This is a genomic window from Amnibacterium flavum (assembly GCF_003097495.1).
GTDB lineage: Bacteria > Actinomycetota > Actinomycetes > Actinomycetales > Microbacteriaceae > Naasia > Naasia flava.
In genome coordinates this window covers 924136-939981 of sequence record NZ_QEOP01000002.1, presented here as the reverse complement: position 1 = coordinate 939981, position 15846 = coordinate 924136, and the positions used below count along the sequence as shown (strand labels likewise).

The window sequence follows — 15846 nt, the reverse complement described above, 5'->3', positions numbered from 1 at the left end:
ACGATGACCACGCTAGCGTCCTCGGCTCAGGGCGCCGATTCTGCGGCCTCCCTTTCGCGCGACCTCGACCGGGTCGCCGAGCTCCTCCGCGGGCGCAGTGTGTCCGTTCTCACGGGTGCCGGGGTGAGCACGGACTCGGGTATCCCCGACTATCGCGGTGCGGGTGCGCCGAAGCGTTCGCCGATGTCGTTCCAGCAGTTCCTCTCGGGGGCGTCCTACCGTCAGCGCTATTGGGCGGGCAGCCATCTGGGCTGGAAGCGTTTCGACTCGGCGGAACCGAATGATGGCCACCGTGCTCTGGCCGATCTCGAAGCCTCCGGCCTGGTCAACGGCGTCGTCACCCAGAACGTCGACGGCCTGCATCTGAAGGCCGGCTCCCGCCACGTCGTCGACCTCCACGGCACCGTCGATCGGGTCCGCTGCCTGCGTTGCGGCCAGACCTTCGCGCGTGCCAGCGTCGCCGAGCGGATCGAGGCGGCGAACCCGTGGCTCGAGCAGCCCGACTCGGTCACCATCAACCCCGACGGCGACGCCGAGGTCGCCGATGTGTCCGAGTTCGTCGTGCCCGAGTGCACTGTCTGCGGCGGTGTGCTGAAGCCCGAGGTGGTGTTCTTCGGCGAGTTCGTGCCGAGTGAGAAGTTCGCGGAGGCGAGTGCGCTGGTGAGACGGGCGGATGCGCTGATCATCGCCGGTTCGTCGCTTGCCGTGAATTCCGGTATCCGACTTCTCGAGGTCGCCCGCCGTGCTCGCTCCCCCATCGTGATCATCAACCGTGGGGCGACCAAGGGCGACACCCGGGCCACGATCAAGCTCGATGCCGGCACGACCGAGTCCCTGGCGGGGCTGGTCGAACGTCTGATCACCTGACCTGCCGCACGTCCTCGAACCCCACCACCCCTGCGCGCATGCGCCGACTTCCCGGAGCCCCACTGATGACCCGTCTCGAACTCGTGCGCCACGGCCAGACCGACTGGAACCTGCAGGGGCGCATCCAGGGGACGAGCGACATCCCGCTGAACGACACGGGCCGTCGCCAGGCGCGGGAAGCCGGTCAGCGTCTCGCTGCAGAGCATTGGGACGCGATCGTGTCGAGCCCTCTGTCGCGGGCGTTGGAGACGGCGCAGATCATCGCCGCGGAGATCGGGCTCGACGACATCGAGATCATCGACGATCTCCGTGAACGCTCGTACGGCACGGCGGAGGGGCTGAGCGGGGTCGAGTTGGATGCGCTTCGCCAGCGCGGCGAGCACATCCAGGGTCGGGAGAAGCGTTCGCATGTCGTTGCGCGTGCCCGGCCGGCGCTGGTGGAGTTGGCGGAGCGTCACCCCGACCAGTCGGTGCTGGTGGTGACGCATGGAGGTGTGATCGGCTCGCTGGTTCGGGATGTGACCGCGTACGCGTGGCCCGAGCCGGGGCAGATGATCAGCAACGCGTCGTCGCAGCACTTCGCGTACGCCGATGGTGAGATCGGGCTGATCGAGTTCAACGGGACGAAGTGGAAGCCGGGCCAGGTCGAGACGGATCCGCTTCAGGTCGAGGGGCTGTAGGAGGCGGCGTGCACAAGAACGCGATCCGGTTCCGGGAGACTCTGCTGTCGCTCGGGGAGAGCGGCGCTGTGCAGGAGACTGCCGAGACGGCTCATACTGCGGCTGACGCGGCGGCGACTCTGGGTGTGCCGGTTGCGGCGATCGTGAAGAGCCTGGTGTTCCGGGTGGATGGCGAGCCGATCCTGCTGCTGGTGTCCGGCGTGAATCGGGTGGATACCGACCTGGTGGCGGAGTACCTGGGTGCGCCGCTCGAGAAGGCGGATGCCGCGTTGGTGAAGTCGGCGACCGGGTACAGCATCGGCGGTGTGCCGCCGCTCGGTCATCCGGCGCCGCTGCGGACGCTGATCGATGAGGATCTGCTCGAGCTCGACGAGTTGTGGGCGGCGGCGGGGATGCCGAACGCGGTGTTCCCGATCCTCCCCGCCCGCCTGGTGGCACTGACAGCGGCCGAGATCACCCGCATCCACTGACCACCCGACGTGCCCGTCGAGCCGAGCACCAGCCCCGCCGCCCGTTGAGCCCGTCGAAACGCCGGCCAGGAGCCGCGCTGGGGCTCCGCCCGTTGAGCCCGTCGAAACGAAGGACCCAAAGCAGGCCTCATACCCCGCCCGTTGAGCCCGCCGAAACGCAGACCCGAGACGCGCTCCACCCCCGCCCGTTGAGCGCAGCGAAACGCAGGACCCGAGGAACGGCGCCCTGCCCGCCCGTTGAGCCCGCCGAAACGCAGACCCGAGACGCGCTCCACCCCCGCCCGTTGAGCGCAGCGAAACGCAGGACCCGAGGAACGGCGCCCTGCCCGCCCGTTGAGCTCGCCGAAACGAAGGCCCCGAGCCGCGCCGGGGCCCCCGCCCGTTGAGCCCGTCGAAACGAGGGCCGCAAGGCGGACGGTACTGCCCGCCCGTTGAGCGCAGCGAAACGCAGGGATCTCAGGCAGCGACGGCTGGCGGGCTGATGCGTCGTGGTGTGCGCCGGGCGTCGACCCAGGCTGGTGGGATCAAGTATCGGGTCCCAGTAGCAGGGTCGGTGTCGAGGTCCCATCCGTCGAGGTCGAATCTTCGGTGATGGAACGGACACAACAGGACCCCGTTGCTGATATTGGTGGGTCCTCCGGCAGCCCAGGGTGTGATGTGCGCGGATTGACACCGTGAGGGCGGTTCGTCGCAGCCGGGCCAGATGCACCCGCCGTCCCGAACGGCCATCGCCTGCCGTTGCGCGGGGCTGAAGAGGCGGCGGGCGGTGCCGAGGTCGAGGGGTTGGGAGTTCCCGTCGAGGACGACGGGGAGGATCTTCGCATCGCACGCCATCCGCCGTGCCGTCCGGGCACTGATCGAAGCATCAACACCGAACAGGGTCGCCGTCCCGACCCCGGTCATGAGTGCTTCGAGGGGGATGGTGACGAGGATGGTGGTGTCGATGCCGTTGCTGTCCCCGGTATCGGCGCGCAAAGAGTCCCGCATGATCGAGGTCAGCGCGTCGAGACGACGCTGCCCGATGGTCCGGGTGTCGCGGATCGCCTCATCACCCCCAGGGGTGTCGGGGTCGGTGAAGGTCACCTTGCGGGGGTTCATCCGAGCGTGGAGGGCCGCTTGGGCGATCCCGAGGGATTCAGCATCCCAGTGGATCACGCTGCTATAGGTGCCGTCTCGGTGGGCGATGACACTGAAGTCGGCGCGTGCGCGGGCGGCTTCTTCGCGGGGTTCGATCCCGTCGGGGTTGAACCGGTCGGGCAATGCACGACACAGTTTCGTCAGGTCCGTCAACGGCAACTCTCCCGCCTGGCCGACCAGGAACTCCTCCAACCCGGCAAGGTCCTCGACAGTGGCGAAGGGGTCGACCTGCCGGAGCGTTGTGAGGATCACCCGCGCCGCATCGAGACTCAACGACCCATGATCGAGTCCCGCGGCGACGACCGGGTGGAGTGACGGTAGCGGTTCGCCGATGAGCGTGGTCCGGCCGGCGAGGCGGGTGCCGACCTCGCACCAATCCCTCGCCCGGGTCGCGTGCACCCCCGTGATCGACGCGAGCACCGCGGGAGCGTTCCGCTCCCCCAACCGGGTCGCGAGCGGGGCCTCGAGGGTCCGGTCGGAGCGGCGTTCGATCTCCCCCGCGATGCGGGCGGCGACCGCGTCGGCCAACCGGACGACCTCCCCCACCCGGGCGGCGAGATCGAGGACGGTGGCATCCTTCGCCCCCGCCAGCAGCTCCCCCAGCTCGGCGGTGTCAGCCCACGGCATTCCCTCGACGAGCCCCGCGAGCGCACCCACCCGCTCGTTCAGGAGGTCGACGGGGCTGCTCATACCCCTGATTCTGCCGCCAACCACCGACACTGACCGGACCAGATAAGCCCTGATCAACGGTTTATTAGACCACTACCTGAACCCTATTCCGGACAGTCAGCAGCAAGGAAACGAGTGCTGCGGGTGCGCGCACGTTCCGGGCACCGGGGCCGGCCGGAACGTGCGCACACGCCCGGAACACCCATCCCAGCCCCACAGCACACCGCACCCCAACACACCAACACGGATCCATCCCGATCCCATCCCGGCATCAGTAGAACCCGCGCCGAGCCCAATGATCACCGAACCGCGTACTCAATCGACGACCCCGCCCAAGAGTGATCACGAACGCGGAACCGCATGTTCCGGACAAACCTCTACGCCGGAGCGAACACGCCTAAGCGCCCGGAATATCCGAGTCAGTGGGGGCGGGTGGCTACTCGCTCCAGCAGGGCGTTCAAGACCTCGGCAGAGGCGGTCCAGGAGAACTTCGAGGCTTGGGTCACCCCCGCGACCGACCGTGTCTTCCACGCGTCGGGGTCCTCGAGGGAGCGGATGCCGTCGACGATCGATGCATCGTCGTGCGGATCGACGTAGATCGCGGCGTCTCCCCCGATCTCGCGGAAGATCGGGATGTCGCTGACCACGGCGGGGGTGCCCGCTCGCATCGCCTCGATCACCGGGATGCCGAACCCCTCGTCGAGCGACGCGGTGAGCAGAGCGGTCGCGCGGGAGAGGATCTCCGCGTACTCCTCGTCGGTGACCCCGTTGTGGAACACGAGTCGGGCATCGGGTGCGAGGGCGGTGAGGCGGCGCCGGTCGGCGTCGGAGACCCGGCTCAGCAGATGCAGTTCGTATCCGGGCAGGCGGGCGGCCGCGCGGACGAGCGCCTCGACGTTCTTGTAGCCGATGAACGCGCCCATGTAGACGAGCACGCCACCGTCGGGGCGCGTCCGAGTCCCCGTCCCTGCACCGACGGTCGCCCCGTCGGCGGCGTTGTAGACGACCTCGATCGGACGGCGGGTCAGCCGATGCTCCTCCATGAGCCCCTTGGTCGTCTCCGACACGGTGACCACGGCGTCCGCGCCGTTGAGCAGCAGCCGCTGAGGCCACCACGCGAGGTGGTAGATGCGCCACAGCAGTCGGAGCCAGGTCGGCATGCTGCGCGGCGGGGTGCGGTGCCGGTAGTAGATCAGGTCGTGCAGAGTCAGGACGAGCGGGTATCGCCGCCCGAAGGATCCCATCGTCTGCATCGGGCTGAACACGACATCGGGCTTCAGCTTGTTGACCTCACGCGCGACGAGGATCTCGAGCGGGGACGTGGGCGACGAGATGCGCTTCCACGGCAGATCGGGAAGGACGGCGAGCTGCCGTTCGTCGTTGATCAGCATGGTCACGTCGTGACCGGCGCCGAGTGACGCGACGAGACGCTCGGAGTAGCGGGCGATCCCGTCGTGACTGCCGTCGGTCTTGACGTACCGGCAGTCGAAGAAGATCTTCACGACTCGGCCGAGCCGATGAACGTCTCGATCTCGCGAGCCGTCTCGGCGGGGCGCTCGTAGTGGATGAGGTGTCCGACGTTCATCTCGACATGCATCGATGCGTTCGGGAACAGCGACACCAGCGTGCGCTGCGCGGAGAGGGGCGTGATCTCGTCCTTCTCGGCGACGATGAGTCGCACCGGGATGCCGATGCCGCGCGCGTATTCGCTGACGTCGTGACTGACCGAGGCGCGGAAGGCGTCGAGGACGACACGGCGGTTCGCGAACGCGCCGAAGTACAGGTCGTGCTGGTTGTGGATCCACCGGCGGAGAGCGGGATCGCGGGTCTTCGCCATGAAGACGCTCATGCCGCGGGTGACGACACGCCAGCGGAGCACCCAGAAGCCGAGTTTCTCAGGCAGTCGTGAGCCGAGCCAGTAGTAGAAGATCGCGAGACGGGTGCCGATCGCGTTCGGTCCGGAGAGCGCCGGGGCTGCGATCGGGTTGACGAGCACCGCGCGCGGCGCGGCGAGGCCGGAGGCGAGAGCGGCCGACACGACGATGGTGCCGAACGAGTGCCCGAGAACCGGCGACCCGTTCGCATCGACGGCGTCGGTGAACAGGCGCAGCCACGCGGCGTATCCGTGGATGTCGTGCTCTGCCTCGCGCAGCGGCTCGGACGCACCGAAACCGGGAAGGTCGGGCACGATGACGCGGAGGCCGGGGTCGAGTGCGGCCACATGAGCGGCGATCGCTTCGAGACCGTGGTGATCGCCGCGGAAACCGTGCACGAGCACCAGACTGCGTTCCGGCGACTCGGCCCCGTACTCCCAGTAGGCGGTGCGGCTGCCGAGCACGGTCGTCGATCGCGGTCGGCCGACCGCCTGGTCGAGCACCGACTCGTAGGGCGAAACGACCTGCTTCATCCGTTTCAGTTTAGGCAGGATTGCCTATCTAGACTGAGCACACCGCCGCCGCCTTGAAGGAGAGCCGTGAGCTTCACTGCACCGATCACCCTGCCGGGACTGGCCCTGAACCCTCAGTGGTATCGCCGGTCGGTGTTCTACGAGGTAATGGTCCGGTCGTTCGCCGACAGCAACGGCGACGGCACCGGCGACCTCGGCGGACTGACGGCGCGGCTCGACTACCTGCAGTGGCTCGGCATCGATGCGCTCTGGTTGCCGCCGTTCTACCAGTCACCCCTCCGCGACGGCGGCTACGACGTGTCGGACTTCAAGTCGGTGCTGCCCGAGTTCGGCACGATCGACGAGTTCCGCGAGCTGGTCAAGAAGGCGCACGAGCGCAACATGCGCATCGTGATGGACTTCCCGCTCAACCACACCTCCGACGCCCACGAGTGGTTCCAGCAGTCCCGGGAGGACCCGGAGGGGCCGTACGGCGACTATTACGTGTGGAGCGACACCGACGAGAAGTACGACAACATCCGCATCATCTTCGTCGACACGGAGGAGTCGAACTGGACGTTCGACCCGGTCCGCCGGCAGTTCTTCTTCCACCGGTTCTTCTCGCACCAGCCCGACCTGAACTTCGAGAATCCCGCGGTGCAGGAGGCGATCTTCGACATCGTCCGCTTCTGGCTCGACCTGGGTGTCGACGGCCTCCGCCTCGATGCGATCCCGTACCTGTACGAGTCCGAGGGCGGCAACGGCGAGGGCGAGCCGGCGACGCACGAGTACATCAAGCGTCTCCGCGCGATGATCGACCGCGACTACCCCGGTCGCATCCTCATCGCCGAGGCCAACCAGTGGCCGCGTGAGGTCGCCGCGTTCTTCGGCACCGAGGAGGAGCCGGAATGCCACATGGCGTTCAACTTCCCGATCATGCCGCGAATCTTCTATTCGCTGCGGGCGCAGACCGCCACCGAGCTGGTCCGGATCCTCGGGGAGACGACCGATGTGCCGGTGGGCGCCGCGTGGGGGGTGTTCCTTCGCAACCACGACGAGCTGACGCTCGAGATGGTGTCCGAGGAGTACCGCCAGGCGATGTACGGCTGGTACGCGTACGACCCGCGGATGCGTTCCAACATCGGCATCCGGCGGCGCCTCGCCCCGCTGCTCGACAACTCACGGGCCGAGCTGGAGCTGGCCCATGCGCTCCTGTTCTCCCTGCCGGGCAGCCCGTTCCTGTACTACGGCGACGAGATCGCGATGGGCGACAACATCTGGCTTCCGGACCGGGATGCCTCCCGCACGCCGATGCAGTGGACGCCCGACCGCAACGCCGGGTTCTCGTCCGCCGACCCCGGCAAGCTCTTCCTGCCCGTCGTGCAATCTCTGGTCTACAACTACACACTCGTGAACGTCGAGGCGCAGCTGGCCCAGTCGCGGTCGATGCTGCACTGGGTGCGCAACGTGATCCACACGCGCAAGGCCCACCCGACGTTCGGGCTGGGTTCGCTCGAGGTGCAGGACACGGACCACGAGTCGGCCCTCGCTTTCGTGAGGTCGTACGAGGGCGCGTCGACGGGTGCGCAGCACATGGGCGACGTTGCCGAGGACGTCCTGTGCGTCTTCAACTTCTCGCACAATCCGATCACCGTGAAGGTCACGATGGCCGACCACGCCGGTGCCCGTCTCACCGACCTGTTCGGCGGCGGAGAGTTCCCCCGGGTCGCCGACGACGGCACGGTGACGTTCACTCTCGGCAGCCAGGCCTTCTACTGGCTGAAGATCTGGGATCCGTCCGCGCAGTTCTGAGCCAGGGGGCGGGGTCGGGTATCGCCCGTCGCCCCCAACCGGTCTCGGCATTCGTTCGACGTCGGCGCGTGATACCGGTCGACGTCGGAGGTCGTGCCTAGCCTGGCGGCGTGGACACAGACCTCACGCTCGACGGACTCGATTTCGAGTCGCTGCGCACCGAACCGATCACCCTTCCCGGGTCGTCGTTCCGTCCCGATGCGGTGGCCGAGGTGGCCGCCGCGGTCGAGGCCGACTCCCCCATGGTCTTCACCGCCGGCGAGATCCCGCCCTGGGCCGCGATGCTCGGGGTGTTCGACCTCGAGACGACCGGGATCGATCCCGCCACGTCTCGGATCGTGAGCGCCCATGTCGGCGTCCTAGGTTCCGATGGTGTTCCGGTGGAGCGTCGTGATTGGCTCGCCGATCCCGGGGTCGAGATCCCCGAGGGTGCCGCCGCTGTCCACGGCATCAGCACTGAGCGTGCGCGGGCCGAAGGGCGCCCCGCACCCGACGTGGTGGGCGAGATCCTCGACGCGCTGCGCGATCTGAGCGATCGGCGTATCCCCGTCGTCATCTACAACGCCCCTTACGACCTGACCCTGCTCATGCACGAGGCGGTGCGTCACGGGCATCGGGCCCTCGACGATTCGCTGCTCGTGATCGATCCGCTCGTCGTCGACAAGGCGGTGGACAAGTACCGACGCGGCAAGCGCACCCTCACGGCTGCGGCCGACTGCTACGGGGTGAGCCTCGTCGACGCTCACGACTCGAGCGCCGACGCGATCGCCGCCGGCCGGGTCGCTCAGGCTCTGGCCCGCCGTTATGCCGCGGAGCTGTGGCTCTCCGCCGATGAACTGCACGCACTGCAGGTGGCGTGGTGCCGCGAGCAGACGGAGAGCTTCATCGCGTACATGCGCCGCGTGAAGGATCCGCAGTTCACGACCTCGGACCTCTGGCCGGTCCGCGAGCTCCAGCTCGAATACTGACCCGCTGAGCAGGCCCTTCGTTTCGCTCCGCTCAACGGGCGGGCTGCGCTCAACGGGCGGGCTGCGCCGGTCGCTGAGCGGAGCGATGCGCACGAGTTCGGGTCGCGTGCGTTCCTTCGTTTCGCGGCGCTCAACGGGCGGGGCGGCGCTCGACGGGCGGGGCTCGGCGTTCGCTGAGCGGAGCGATGCGCATCAGTCCGGGGTCCGCGCGCGTGCCTTCGTTTCGACGAGCTCAACGGGCGGGTGGGCTCAGGTGGCTGACGTCACCGGCTGGCGGAGGATCGTCCTCAGTTTCTCTGGGGCTGAGCGGCGGGGGTCGCTCAAGTAGATCTCGTGGTGTTTGCCCACCATCCGAAGCCCTTGGGCCGGGATGACGTCGTCGTGCAGGGCAGCGAGGGTCGGGCCCTCGTCGTCGTACGGGCCGATGTGCAGGGTCTGCACCGCCGCCCCCTCGTCGAACAGCTCGAACCGGAGCCGATCGAGCGCGGGAGCCCCGCCCTTCAGCTCGACCCCTCGCCGCGCGGTCGCGACGTGCGCATCCGTGATCCAGTCGGGAATCATGATCATCGTGGTCCAGTCCCAACGGGACTTATCGCGAGCGCTCGTGAACGATGTCAGGTCGTCGGACCACCAGAGGGCCTCGAGAGGCATCACGGAATAGTCGCGATCGAGCTCGTTCCTGCTGAGGAACTTCAGCCGGTACGCGACCGGATAGATCGTCGCAAGCGCATCCGCGTATTCCGCCGACGAGTTGGGGTCGCCGTGGCCGTCGACCATCAGGAACCGCATCGGCGGCACCGTGACCACCTCGAACCGCCCCGCGTGCGCGGTGTAACTGCCGATCAGCTTCTTGAGATCCGTCTTCGTCATCTCGGCACCGCGACGATCGGCCGAGGTCAGCGGTCGGTGTTCAGCTGCTGGAAGTAGCTCGACACGGCCGCTCGGCGGTGGCGGATCCATTCGCGATCGAGGCCGGACGGCTTGCCGGCGGCGTGATCGAGCCGCACGGTCTCGGCCGGAGTGACGACGATGTCGATCAGACAGTCCGACGCCTTGGGGTCGAGCGGGATGTCGACGAACTGGGTGGTGTGCACGACCGCGATGACCGGCACGTCGTCATCGACGAGATCGAGCTCACGGAGGATCCCCCACTCGAGATCGAGGTAGCCTTCACCGCCGCCGACATGGACGCCGCCGGAGGTGACGGCAACAGCGCCCGTGACCATGACGTCGACATGTCCGAGTTCGCGGAGCTCCCGGAGCTCGAGCACCCGACCGTGCTCCTCCATGCCGTCGAGCGTGGCCGCACCGGCGAGCGCAGCGGGGTCGCCGATGCTGCCGTCGATCAGGAACATTCCCCGGCGGCCGCCGAAGGTCGGCACGAGCAGTCGCTTGCCCTGGAGCAGGAGCGATCGGCGCAGACCGATGAGGCTGTTGTCGGGCGCCACGAAGATGGTGGTCGCATCACGGACGGCGTCGAGCTCGAGGGTCTGGCGGGTGCACTCGTCACTGCCGTCGAAGTCGGGCACGAACTGGGTGATGTCGAGGTCGAACCGCGAGTCGGGCTTCACATGGTCGATCAGCTGCGATCGCACCACCCGGCGGATCTGGGTCTGCTTGTTGACGAACGTGCCGCGTCCGGCCTGGATGCGCAGGAGCCCTTCGCGCGCGAGCTCATCGGTGGCGCGACGGAGTGTGCCGCGGGAGACGCCGAGGCGTGCCGCGAGCTGCGGCTCGGGCGGGAGCGGGCTGAGGTCATCGAACGAGGTGGCCATCGCCAGCGTCTCGAGCGCCTGCAGCGCTTGACGGTACAGCGGGGGCAGCTCGGCGGATCGCTCGAGCAGCGGTACTCCTGCAGAGCCCATTGCGGTCACTCCTTCACGGTACGTGAGGAACGCATCATCCGGCGATCCGTGGATCGTGTCGGCCTCTGCGCCTCGGTCGCCCGCATCGAAACGTCTAGATGTTTGCGGTCGGATTGATAGTCTAAGCAGGTTGGTGGCAGCCGCTGTGGACATCCCACCCGACCCCGAGTGAAGAGGACCAGGCTGCCATGACAGAGACCGCACTTTCCGCGACCCCGCGAAGCGTCGAGAGTCACGCCGAACAGCGCCGGCGCGTGCGCGACGAGGTGATCGCCGCTCTCCGTCCCCTTGCGCTGCCCGACACGCGCTTCGTCGATCAGATCGAGCACTTCATCCCCGCCTACCCGGGTAGCGAGCTTCTCGTCGACACCCTGACGGACCTTCCGTTCTGGTCCGGAGACGGCACGGTCTACGCGACCCCCGACAACAACCTCGAGGGGGTCCGCACGGCGCTGATCCTCGAGGGGCGCGACCTCATCCAGACGATCGCGGTGCGACTCGGCTTCCGGCACTTCGCTCCCGGAAGCGTCACCGCCGGTTTCGAGCGTCTCGCCGGAACCCTCGACGGCGCCGACCTGCTCTCCTCCCCGATCGATCTCGACGGCATCCGCGCACTCGGTCCGCTCGACTTCGTCGTGAGCGGCTGCCGGGCGGTCAACGTGGACGGCGTGCGGTTCGGCAAGGGGCACGGCTACTTCGACATCGAGTGGGGCATCCTCTCCGCCCTCGGCGTCGCGTCGCAGGACACCCCGATAGTGGTCGCCTGCCACGACGTGCAGGTCGTCGACGAGGAGCTGTCGGCTTCCGCGAACGACACGATCGTCGACTGGATCGTCACTCCCACGCGTGTCATCGAGGTGAAGAACGATCGCACGAAGCCGATCGGCATCGATTGGGATCGCCTGCGCGCTGACCAGTTCGCGAGCATGCCGCCGGTGCGCGCCCTCAAGGCCATGGGCCTCTGACCCCGCCCGAATCGAGGGGATCGCGGCCCAGAGGTCGCGTTTGCGGTCGATTCTCGCCCGTGCGGGCCGCGATCTCCCCGATGCGTGTCGTCGTGGAGGGTGAGACGGCGCGGGAGATTCGACGGTTTACAGCGCGGAGACCTCACCGATCAGGCTGACGATGCCGATGACGACGAAGATCGGGCCTACGATCACGAACGCGATGGCTCCAAGGCGAAGGTTGCCCCGCCTGTACATCCGATCGGCGATCCCGTCTCCGAACATGCCGGTCCCCAGCCGCCGGAACCGATCGGTGACCGCATCCAGGTGTCGGAGGAAGAATGCGCCGAGGATCGTGAACCCCACTGCCATCAGGGTCCACACGGCCAGGAAGACGATGTCGTTCACCGGGGCCTCCATTCCGGATACAGCGAAGGCCCCGTCGTCCGACGGGGCCTTCGAATGCAGAACGGCTCGGGTTACTTGCCGAAGTTCTTGAAGCGCTGGTTGAACTTCTCGACGCGGCCGGCGCTGTCCATGATGCGCTGCTTGCCCGTGTAGAACGGGTGCGAGGCCGACGAGATCTCGACGTCGATGACCGGGTAGGTGTTGCCGTCCTCCCACTCGATGGTCTTGCCCGAGGAGACGGTCGACCGGGTGAGGAAGCTCTCACCCGAGGCGAGGTCGCGGAAGACGACGGTGGCGTAATCGGGGTGAATGCCGGACTTCATGATGAACCCTTGATCGAAAGCGGAAGGTGGCGGGGCGGGCGGTGAGCCCGCCGTCCCGCAGAATGCGGAAGGCCTGGGGGCCCGAGAGGGCCGACAGACAAGGATAGCAGGAGACCGCCGAGGTCGCCAGCGATGACGGGCCTCGGCGAACGGTGTCGCTGATTCAGCGTCGTCGCTTCAGAACCCCGTCCTCGGCGAGCTGAGCGAGACCGTAGACGATGAGCGAGAACACGGCCACGACGACCGCGATGGCCCACATCAGCCGGTAGTCGAGATACCCGCGGGCCTGCGAGAGCAGCCCGCCGAGACCGGTGCCCGTGATGAGCTGCTCCGCGATCAGGACGCCCGTCAGGGCACGCGGTACCGCGAGCCGCACCGAGGCGAGCAGATGGGGCACCGCGTTCGGGACGACCACCTTGCTGAGCACGGCGAACCGACCGGCGTTCACCGATCGCAGCACATCGAGCGGTCCGGACGGAGCCCCGGCGAGCCCCTGCATGATCGTGACCAGGCTCGGGAAGAAGGTGACCGAGACCGTGACCGCGACGACCGTCGCGGGTCCGCGTCCGAACGCCAGCGCGATGAGCGGGGCGAGCGCGACGAGCGGCACGGTCTGGCTGATGAACGCGAACGGCATCGCGGAGGCGCCGATCGACGGGAACGTCGCGAACAGGGTCGCGAGAACGAACGCGAACAGGATGCCCGCCGCGCTTCCGATCACGGCAGGGCTCAGGCTGGACAGGAAGGCCTCCCCCAGCTCGGCGCGGAGCTCGGGTGCGCGATCACTTGTGACGAGGGTGTTGAACACCTCGGTGGGCGAGTTCATGAGCGTGACCGGCAATCCCGTCGACGCGATGAACGCATACCAGGCGCCGATCAGGACGGCCAGGCCGGCGATGAGCCAGCCCACGCGTTCGAGGGCCTTCCGTAACGCCGAGCCCGCCACCCGCCGTGTGCTCGGCAGGTCGAGCGTGAGCAGCTTCTCGGTACTGCCGTACCAGAGCCGGACCAGGCCGAGCACGCCGTAGAGGATCGCGGAGAGCGCCGTCGCCGTCAGGCCGATGGCCCAGATGATCGCCGGGTTCCCGCTGCTGATGGATCCGACGAGGTAGATGCCGAGACCCCAGCGTCCGCCGATGAACTCGCCGAGGATCGCGCCGAGCACGGCTGCCGGGGCCGAGATCTGGAGACCCGAGAGGATCTCGGGCACGGCGGCGCGCAGTCGCACGAGGAACAGCGCCCGCAACGCCCCGCCGCCCGCGGAGCGGACGACGGAGACCGCGTCCCCGGGCGCCCCGCGCAATCCGACCTGGGTCGCGATGAGGGTGGGGAAGAACACGAGCAGCACCGCGAGCGCGATCTTCGGCCAGGGGTCGTCGAAGGCGATGCCCAGGATGGGCGCGGCCACGACCACGGGCAGGCAGAACAGCACCACGACGAGGGGGCGGATGAGCCGGTCGATCGCGGGGACGAGCTGGGTGGCGATGGCGATGACGATCGCCACCCCGTTGCCGATCGCGAAGCCGGCGGCGGCCGTGCCGACCGTCGCGAGGATGTGACGGGGGTACTCCTCCCAGTCGGCCCACCAGGCCTCGAGGATCGCCGACGGGGCGGGAAGTGCACCGCCCGCGACGAGACCGAATCGTCCGAGGACCTCCCAGGCGGCGAGCACCACGAGGGTGATCGCCGCGACGCGGATGCGGTGCCGCGCGGTGCGGGACAGGCCGGGCATCGTTCGCGGAGCCGCGGTCGTCATCATGAGTCGAGTGCCGCCGCGTCACGAGCCCCGCTCGCCGTGATGGCAGCGGACAGCGTGGAGGACACGACGTCGCACAGCTCGTGGAACTCGGGAGAGCTGAGAAGCGCCGAGTCGCGGGGGCGAGCGAACGGCACCTCGACGACTTCGTGCACCCGTCCCGGCCGGGATCCCATCACGACGATCCGGTCGGCGAGGAACACGGCCTCGGAGATCGAGTGCGTGACCATCACCGTCGTGGACGGGCGCTCGAGCCAGATCCGCTGCAGTTCGAGATTCATCGACGCGCGGAGCAGTTCGTCGAGGGCCCCGAACGGCTCGTCGAGGAGCAGCAGCTCGGGTTCGAGCACGAGCGCACGTGCGATGGACACGCGCTGACGCATGCCGCCCGAGAGCTGTGCCGGCTTCGACCTCTCGAAGCCCTGCAGTCCGACGAGGGAGATCAGTTCGTCGACCCGCGCCCAGTCGACCCTGCGTCCCGAGGCCTCGAGGGTGAGGGCGATGTTGCGTCGCACGGATCGCCACGGCAGCAGCGACGGGTCCTGGAACGCGACGCCGATGCGCCCCTGCTTGCGCAGTCGCGACGGTGACTCGCCGTCGACCGTCACCGTTCCACTCGTCGGGGCGTCGAGATCGCCGAGCAGACGGAGCAGCGTCGACTTGCCGCACCCCGAGGCGCCGATGAGAGCGGTGAAGGAGAACTCGGGCAGCTCCAGGTCGATGCCGTCGAGCGCGAGCACTCCGCCGCCGGCCGTCTCGTAGCGCCGCGTGACCGCGTCGAGCGCGATCCCGGTCACTGGCGGACCGCCGCCGTCGCGTCGCGCTCGGCGCGGAGCTCGATGATCGGCGGGAGGTTCTCGTGCTCGGTGCCGGGGATCTTGTCCCAGAAGACGTGGCCGGGAGCCCGGTCGAGGTTCTCGACCTTCATCGCGCGTTCGGGGGTGACGATCCAGTCGACGGCGACGTCGTGGTCCTCACCGGTGAGCTCCTCGTCGACGTACTGCTCGTCGTGCACGATGTCGACGACCTCGGATGCACCGTCGGTCAGCCCGATCTCGGACAGCATCGCCCATTCGAGGTCGAAGTACCCGTGCCCCTTGCCGAAGCGGATGCCGTTGCGGCTCACCGCCGAACCGCCGGTGACGAGCAGGCGGAGGGGCGCTCCCCCGCGCAGTTCGCGCAGCGTGACCGGCGTCGCGTAGCGATCCAGACCGTCGAGCGTCGCCGCGTAGCTGATCTCGGCGGGTGGAACGACGCCCGGGTCGAGCTGCAGGAATCCACGCCGGATGCCGTAGGTGGTGACGAGCAGCGTTTTACCCGCGGCGATCGCCTCTCGGCGGAGCAGCTCCGTCGAGTTGTCGGGTGTGATGAAGACCCGGTCCGCCTCACGCCAGGCGTCGAGCGCGACGACGCGACCGGTCGCCCGGTCGCTTCCCTCGAAGTCGGCGATGAACGACGAGAAGTCCCAGTGGAATCGGGAGTCGGGGCGGCCGACCCGGTCGAGGACCGACCAGATCCTGTCTCGGTACAGCTGTGCGGGGTCGAGCGTCATGGGTGTCTC

Annotated in this window: 16 protein-coding genes; 6 read left to right on the top strand and 10 right to left on the bottom strand. The window is 68.2% G+C overall.

The features are described from left to right. Nucleotides 1-3: 3 nt before the first annotated feature. From DDQ50_RS12120 to DDQ50_RS12110, 3 genes are all read left to right on the top strand, one after another. Entirely contained in the window at nucleotides 4-867 is an 864-nt protein-coding gene (locus DDQ50_RS12120; protein ID WP_116756964.1) for a Sir2 family NAD-dependent protein deacetylase, read from the top strand. A 65-nt stretch (nucleotides 868-932) separates the two neighbouring features. Further along, complete coding sequence (locus DDQ50_RS12115; RefSeq protein WP_116756963.1) at nucleotides 933-1547, top strand: histidine phosphatase family protein; 615 nt, start codon at nucleotides 933-935, stop codon at nucleotides 1545-1547. A gap of 8 nt (nucleotides 1548-1555) precedes the next feature. Continuing rightward, on the top strand, nucleotides 1556-2017 hold the full coding sequence (locus DDQ50_RS12110) for a YbaK/EbsC family protein (RefSeq protein WP_116756962.1): 462 nt from the start codon (nucleotides 1556-1558) through the stop codon (nucleotides 2015-2017). A 456-nt stretch (nucleotides 2018-2473) separates the two neighbouring features. Here DDQ50_RS12110 and DDQ50_RS12105 read toward each other — a convergent pair whose 3' ends face one another. The 3 genes from DDQ50_RS12105 to DDQ50_RS12095 all read right to left on the bottom strand — a co-directional run bounded on the left by DDQ50_RS12105 (nucleotide 2474) and on the right by DDQ50_RS12095 (nucleotide 6230). Next, nucleotides 2474-3844, bottom strand: coding sequence for an HNH endonuclease signature motif containing protein (locus tag DDQ50_RS12105; RefSeq protein ID WP_116756961.1), 1371 nt, complete (start codon nucleotides 3842-3844; stop codon nucleotides 2474-2476). Between the two features lie 398 nt (nucleotides 3845-4242). Continuing rightward, on the bottom strand, nucleotides 4243-5325 hold the full coding sequence (locus DDQ50_RS12100; RefSeq protein WP_116756960.1) for a glycosyltransferase family 4 protein: 1083 nt from the start codon (nucleotides 5323-5325) through the stop codon (nucleotides 4243-4245). Then, entirely contained in the window at nucleotides 5322-6230 is a 909-nt protein-coding gene (locus tag DDQ50_RS12095; RefSeq protein ID WP_116756959.1) for an alpha/beta fold hydrolase, read from the bottom strand. The genes DDQ50_RS12100 and DDQ50_RS12095 overlap by 4 nt, the downstream gene beginning before the upstream one ends. A 66-nt stretch (nucleotides 6231-6296) precedes the next feature. On the opposite strand from DDQ50_RS12095, the gene treS reads away from it, so the two are divergent. Together treS and DDQ50_RS12085 are read left to right on the top strand one after the other, a co-directional pair. Then, on the top strand, nucleotides 6297-8021 hold the full coding sequence (gene treS / locus DDQ50_RS12090; RefSeq protein ID WP_116756958.1) for a maltose alpha-D-glucosyltransferase: 1725 nt from the start codon (nucleotides 6297-6299) through the stop codon (nucleotides 8019-8021). A gap of 242 nt (nucleotides 8022-8263) precedes the next feature. Further along, on the top strand, nucleotides 8264-8989 hold the full coding sequence (locus DDQ50_RS12085; RefSeq protein ID WP_116757431.1) for a 3'-5' exonuclease: 726 nt from the start codon (nucleotides 8264-8266) through the stop codon (nucleotides 8987-8989). Nucleotides 8990-9238: 249 nt separating this feature from the next. On the opposite strand, the gene DDQ50_RS12080 is transcribed toward DDQ50_RS12085, so the two are convergent. After that, nucleotides 9239-9859 (bottom strand): GyrI-like domain-containing protein, encoded by a 621-nt coding sequence (locus DDQ50_RS12080; protein ID WP_116756957.1) that lies wholly within the window; start codon nucleotides 9857-9859, stop codon nucleotides 9239-9241. A gap of 26 nt (nucleotides 9860-9885) precedes the next feature. After that, the gene (locus DDQ50_RS12075) at nucleotides 9886-10854 is read right to left on the bottom strand and encodes a 5-formyltetrahydrofolate cyclo-ligase (protein ID WP_165829800.1); all 969 of its coding nucleotides are present in this window, start codon (nucleotides 10852-10854) and stop codon (nucleotides 9886-9888) included. 188 nt (nucleotides 10855-11042) lie between these two features. On the opposite strand from DDQ50_RS12075, the gene DDQ50_RS12070 reads away from it, so the two are divergent. Continuing rightward, the gene (locus DDQ50_RS12070) at nucleotides 11043-11819 is read left to right on the top strand and encodes a 5-formyltetrahydrofolate cyclo-ligase (protein WP_116756955.1); all 777 of its coding nucleotides are present in this window, start codon (nucleotides 11043-11045) and stop codon (nucleotides 11817-11819) included. Nucleotides 11820-11945: 126 nt separating this feature from the next. Here the strand turns inward: DDQ50_RS12070 and DDQ50_RS12065 are convergent, their stop codons facing one another. The 5 genes from DDQ50_RS12065 to DDQ50_RS12045 form a co-directional block, all read right to left on the bottom strand. Next, complete coding sequence (locus tag DDQ50_RS12065; RefSeq protein ID WP_116756954.1) at nucleotides 11946-12206, bottom strand: hypothetical protein; 261 nt, start codon at nucleotides 12204-12206, stop codon at nucleotides 11946-11948. A gap of 71 nt (nucleotides 12207-12277) precedes the next feature. Further along, on the bottom strand, nucleotides 12278-12529 hold the full coding sequence (locus tag DDQ50_RS12060) for a type B 50S ribosomal protein L31 (RefSeq protein ID WP_116756953.1): 252 nt from the start codon (nucleotides 12527-12529) through the stop codon (nucleotides 12278-12280). A gap of 163 nt (nucleotides 12530-12692) precedes the next feature. Continuing rightward, a complete protein-coding gene (locus DDQ50_RS12055) occupies nucleotides 12693-14285 on the bottom strand; it encodes an ABC transporter permease (RefSeq protein ID WP_165829799.1) in 1593 nt (530 codons plus the stop codon). Next, nucleotides 14285-15082, bottom strand: a complete 798-nt coding sequence (locus tag DDQ50_RS12050) for an ABC transporter ATP-binding protein (RefSeq protein ID WP_116756951.1) — start codon at nucleotides 15080-15082, stop codon at nucleotides 14285-14287. Before DDQ50_RS12050 ends, DDQ50_RS12055 begins: the two co-directional genes overlap by 1 nt. After that, nucleotides 15079-15837, bottom strand: a complete 759-nt coding sequence (locus DDQ50_RS12045) for a 5-formyltetrahydrofolate cyclo-ligase (protein WP_116756950.1) — start codon at nucleotides 15835-15837, stop codon at nucleotides 15079-15081. Before DDQ50_RS12045 ends, DDQ50_RS12050 begins: the two co-directional genes overlap by 4 nt. Nucleotides 15838-15846: the final 9 nt, after the last annotated feature.

Bases quoted from the DNA above. Each gene is read 5' to 3' on its own strand.
- DDQ50_RS12045 (WP_116756950.1), bottom strand. From the start codon at position 15,837: ATGACGCTCGACCCCGCACAGCTGTACCGAGACAGGATCTGGTCGGTC.
- DDQ50_RS12080 (WP_116756957.1), bottom strand. From the start codon at position 9,859: ATGACGAAGACGGATCTCAAGAAGCTGATCGGCAGTTACACCGCGCAC.
- DDQ50_RS12115 (WP_116756963.1), top strand. From the start codon at position 933: ATGACCCGTCTCGAACTCGTGCGCCACGGCCAGACCGACTGGAACCTG.
- DDQ50_RS12070 (WP_116756955.1), top strand. From the start codon at position 11,043: ATGACAGAGACCGCACTTTCCGCGACCCCGCGAAGCGTCGAGAGTCAC.
- DDQ50_RS12095 (WP_116756959.1), bottom strand. From the start codon at position 6,230: ATGAAGCAGGTCGTTTCGCCCTACGAGTCGGTGCTCGACCAGGCGGTC.
- DDQ50_RS12085 (WP_116757431.1), top strand. From the start codon at position 8,264: ATGGTCTTCACCGCCGGCGAGATCCCGCCCTGGGCCGCGATGCTCGGG.
- DDQ50_RS12060 (WP_116756953.1), bottom strand. From the start codon at position 12,529: ATGAAGTCCGGCATTCACCCCGATTACGCCACCGTCGTCTTCCGCGAC.
- DDQ50_RS12055 (WP_165829799.1), bottom strand. From the start codon at position 14,285: ATGACGACCGCGGCTCCGCGAACGATGCCCGGCCTGTCCCGCACCGCG.
- DDQ50_RS12105 (WP_116756961.1), bottom strand. From the start codon at position 3,844: ATGAGCAGCCCCGTCGACCTCCTGAACGAGCGGGTGGGTGCGCTCGCG.
- DDQ50_RS12120 (WP_116756964.1), top strand. From the start codon at position 4: ATGACCACGCTAGCGTCCTCGGCTCAGGGCGCCGATTCTGCGGCCTCC.
- DDQ50_RS12075 (WP_165829800.1), bottom strand. From the start codon at position 10,854: ATGGGCTCTGCAGGAGTACCGCTGCTCGAGCGATCCGCCGAGCTGCCC.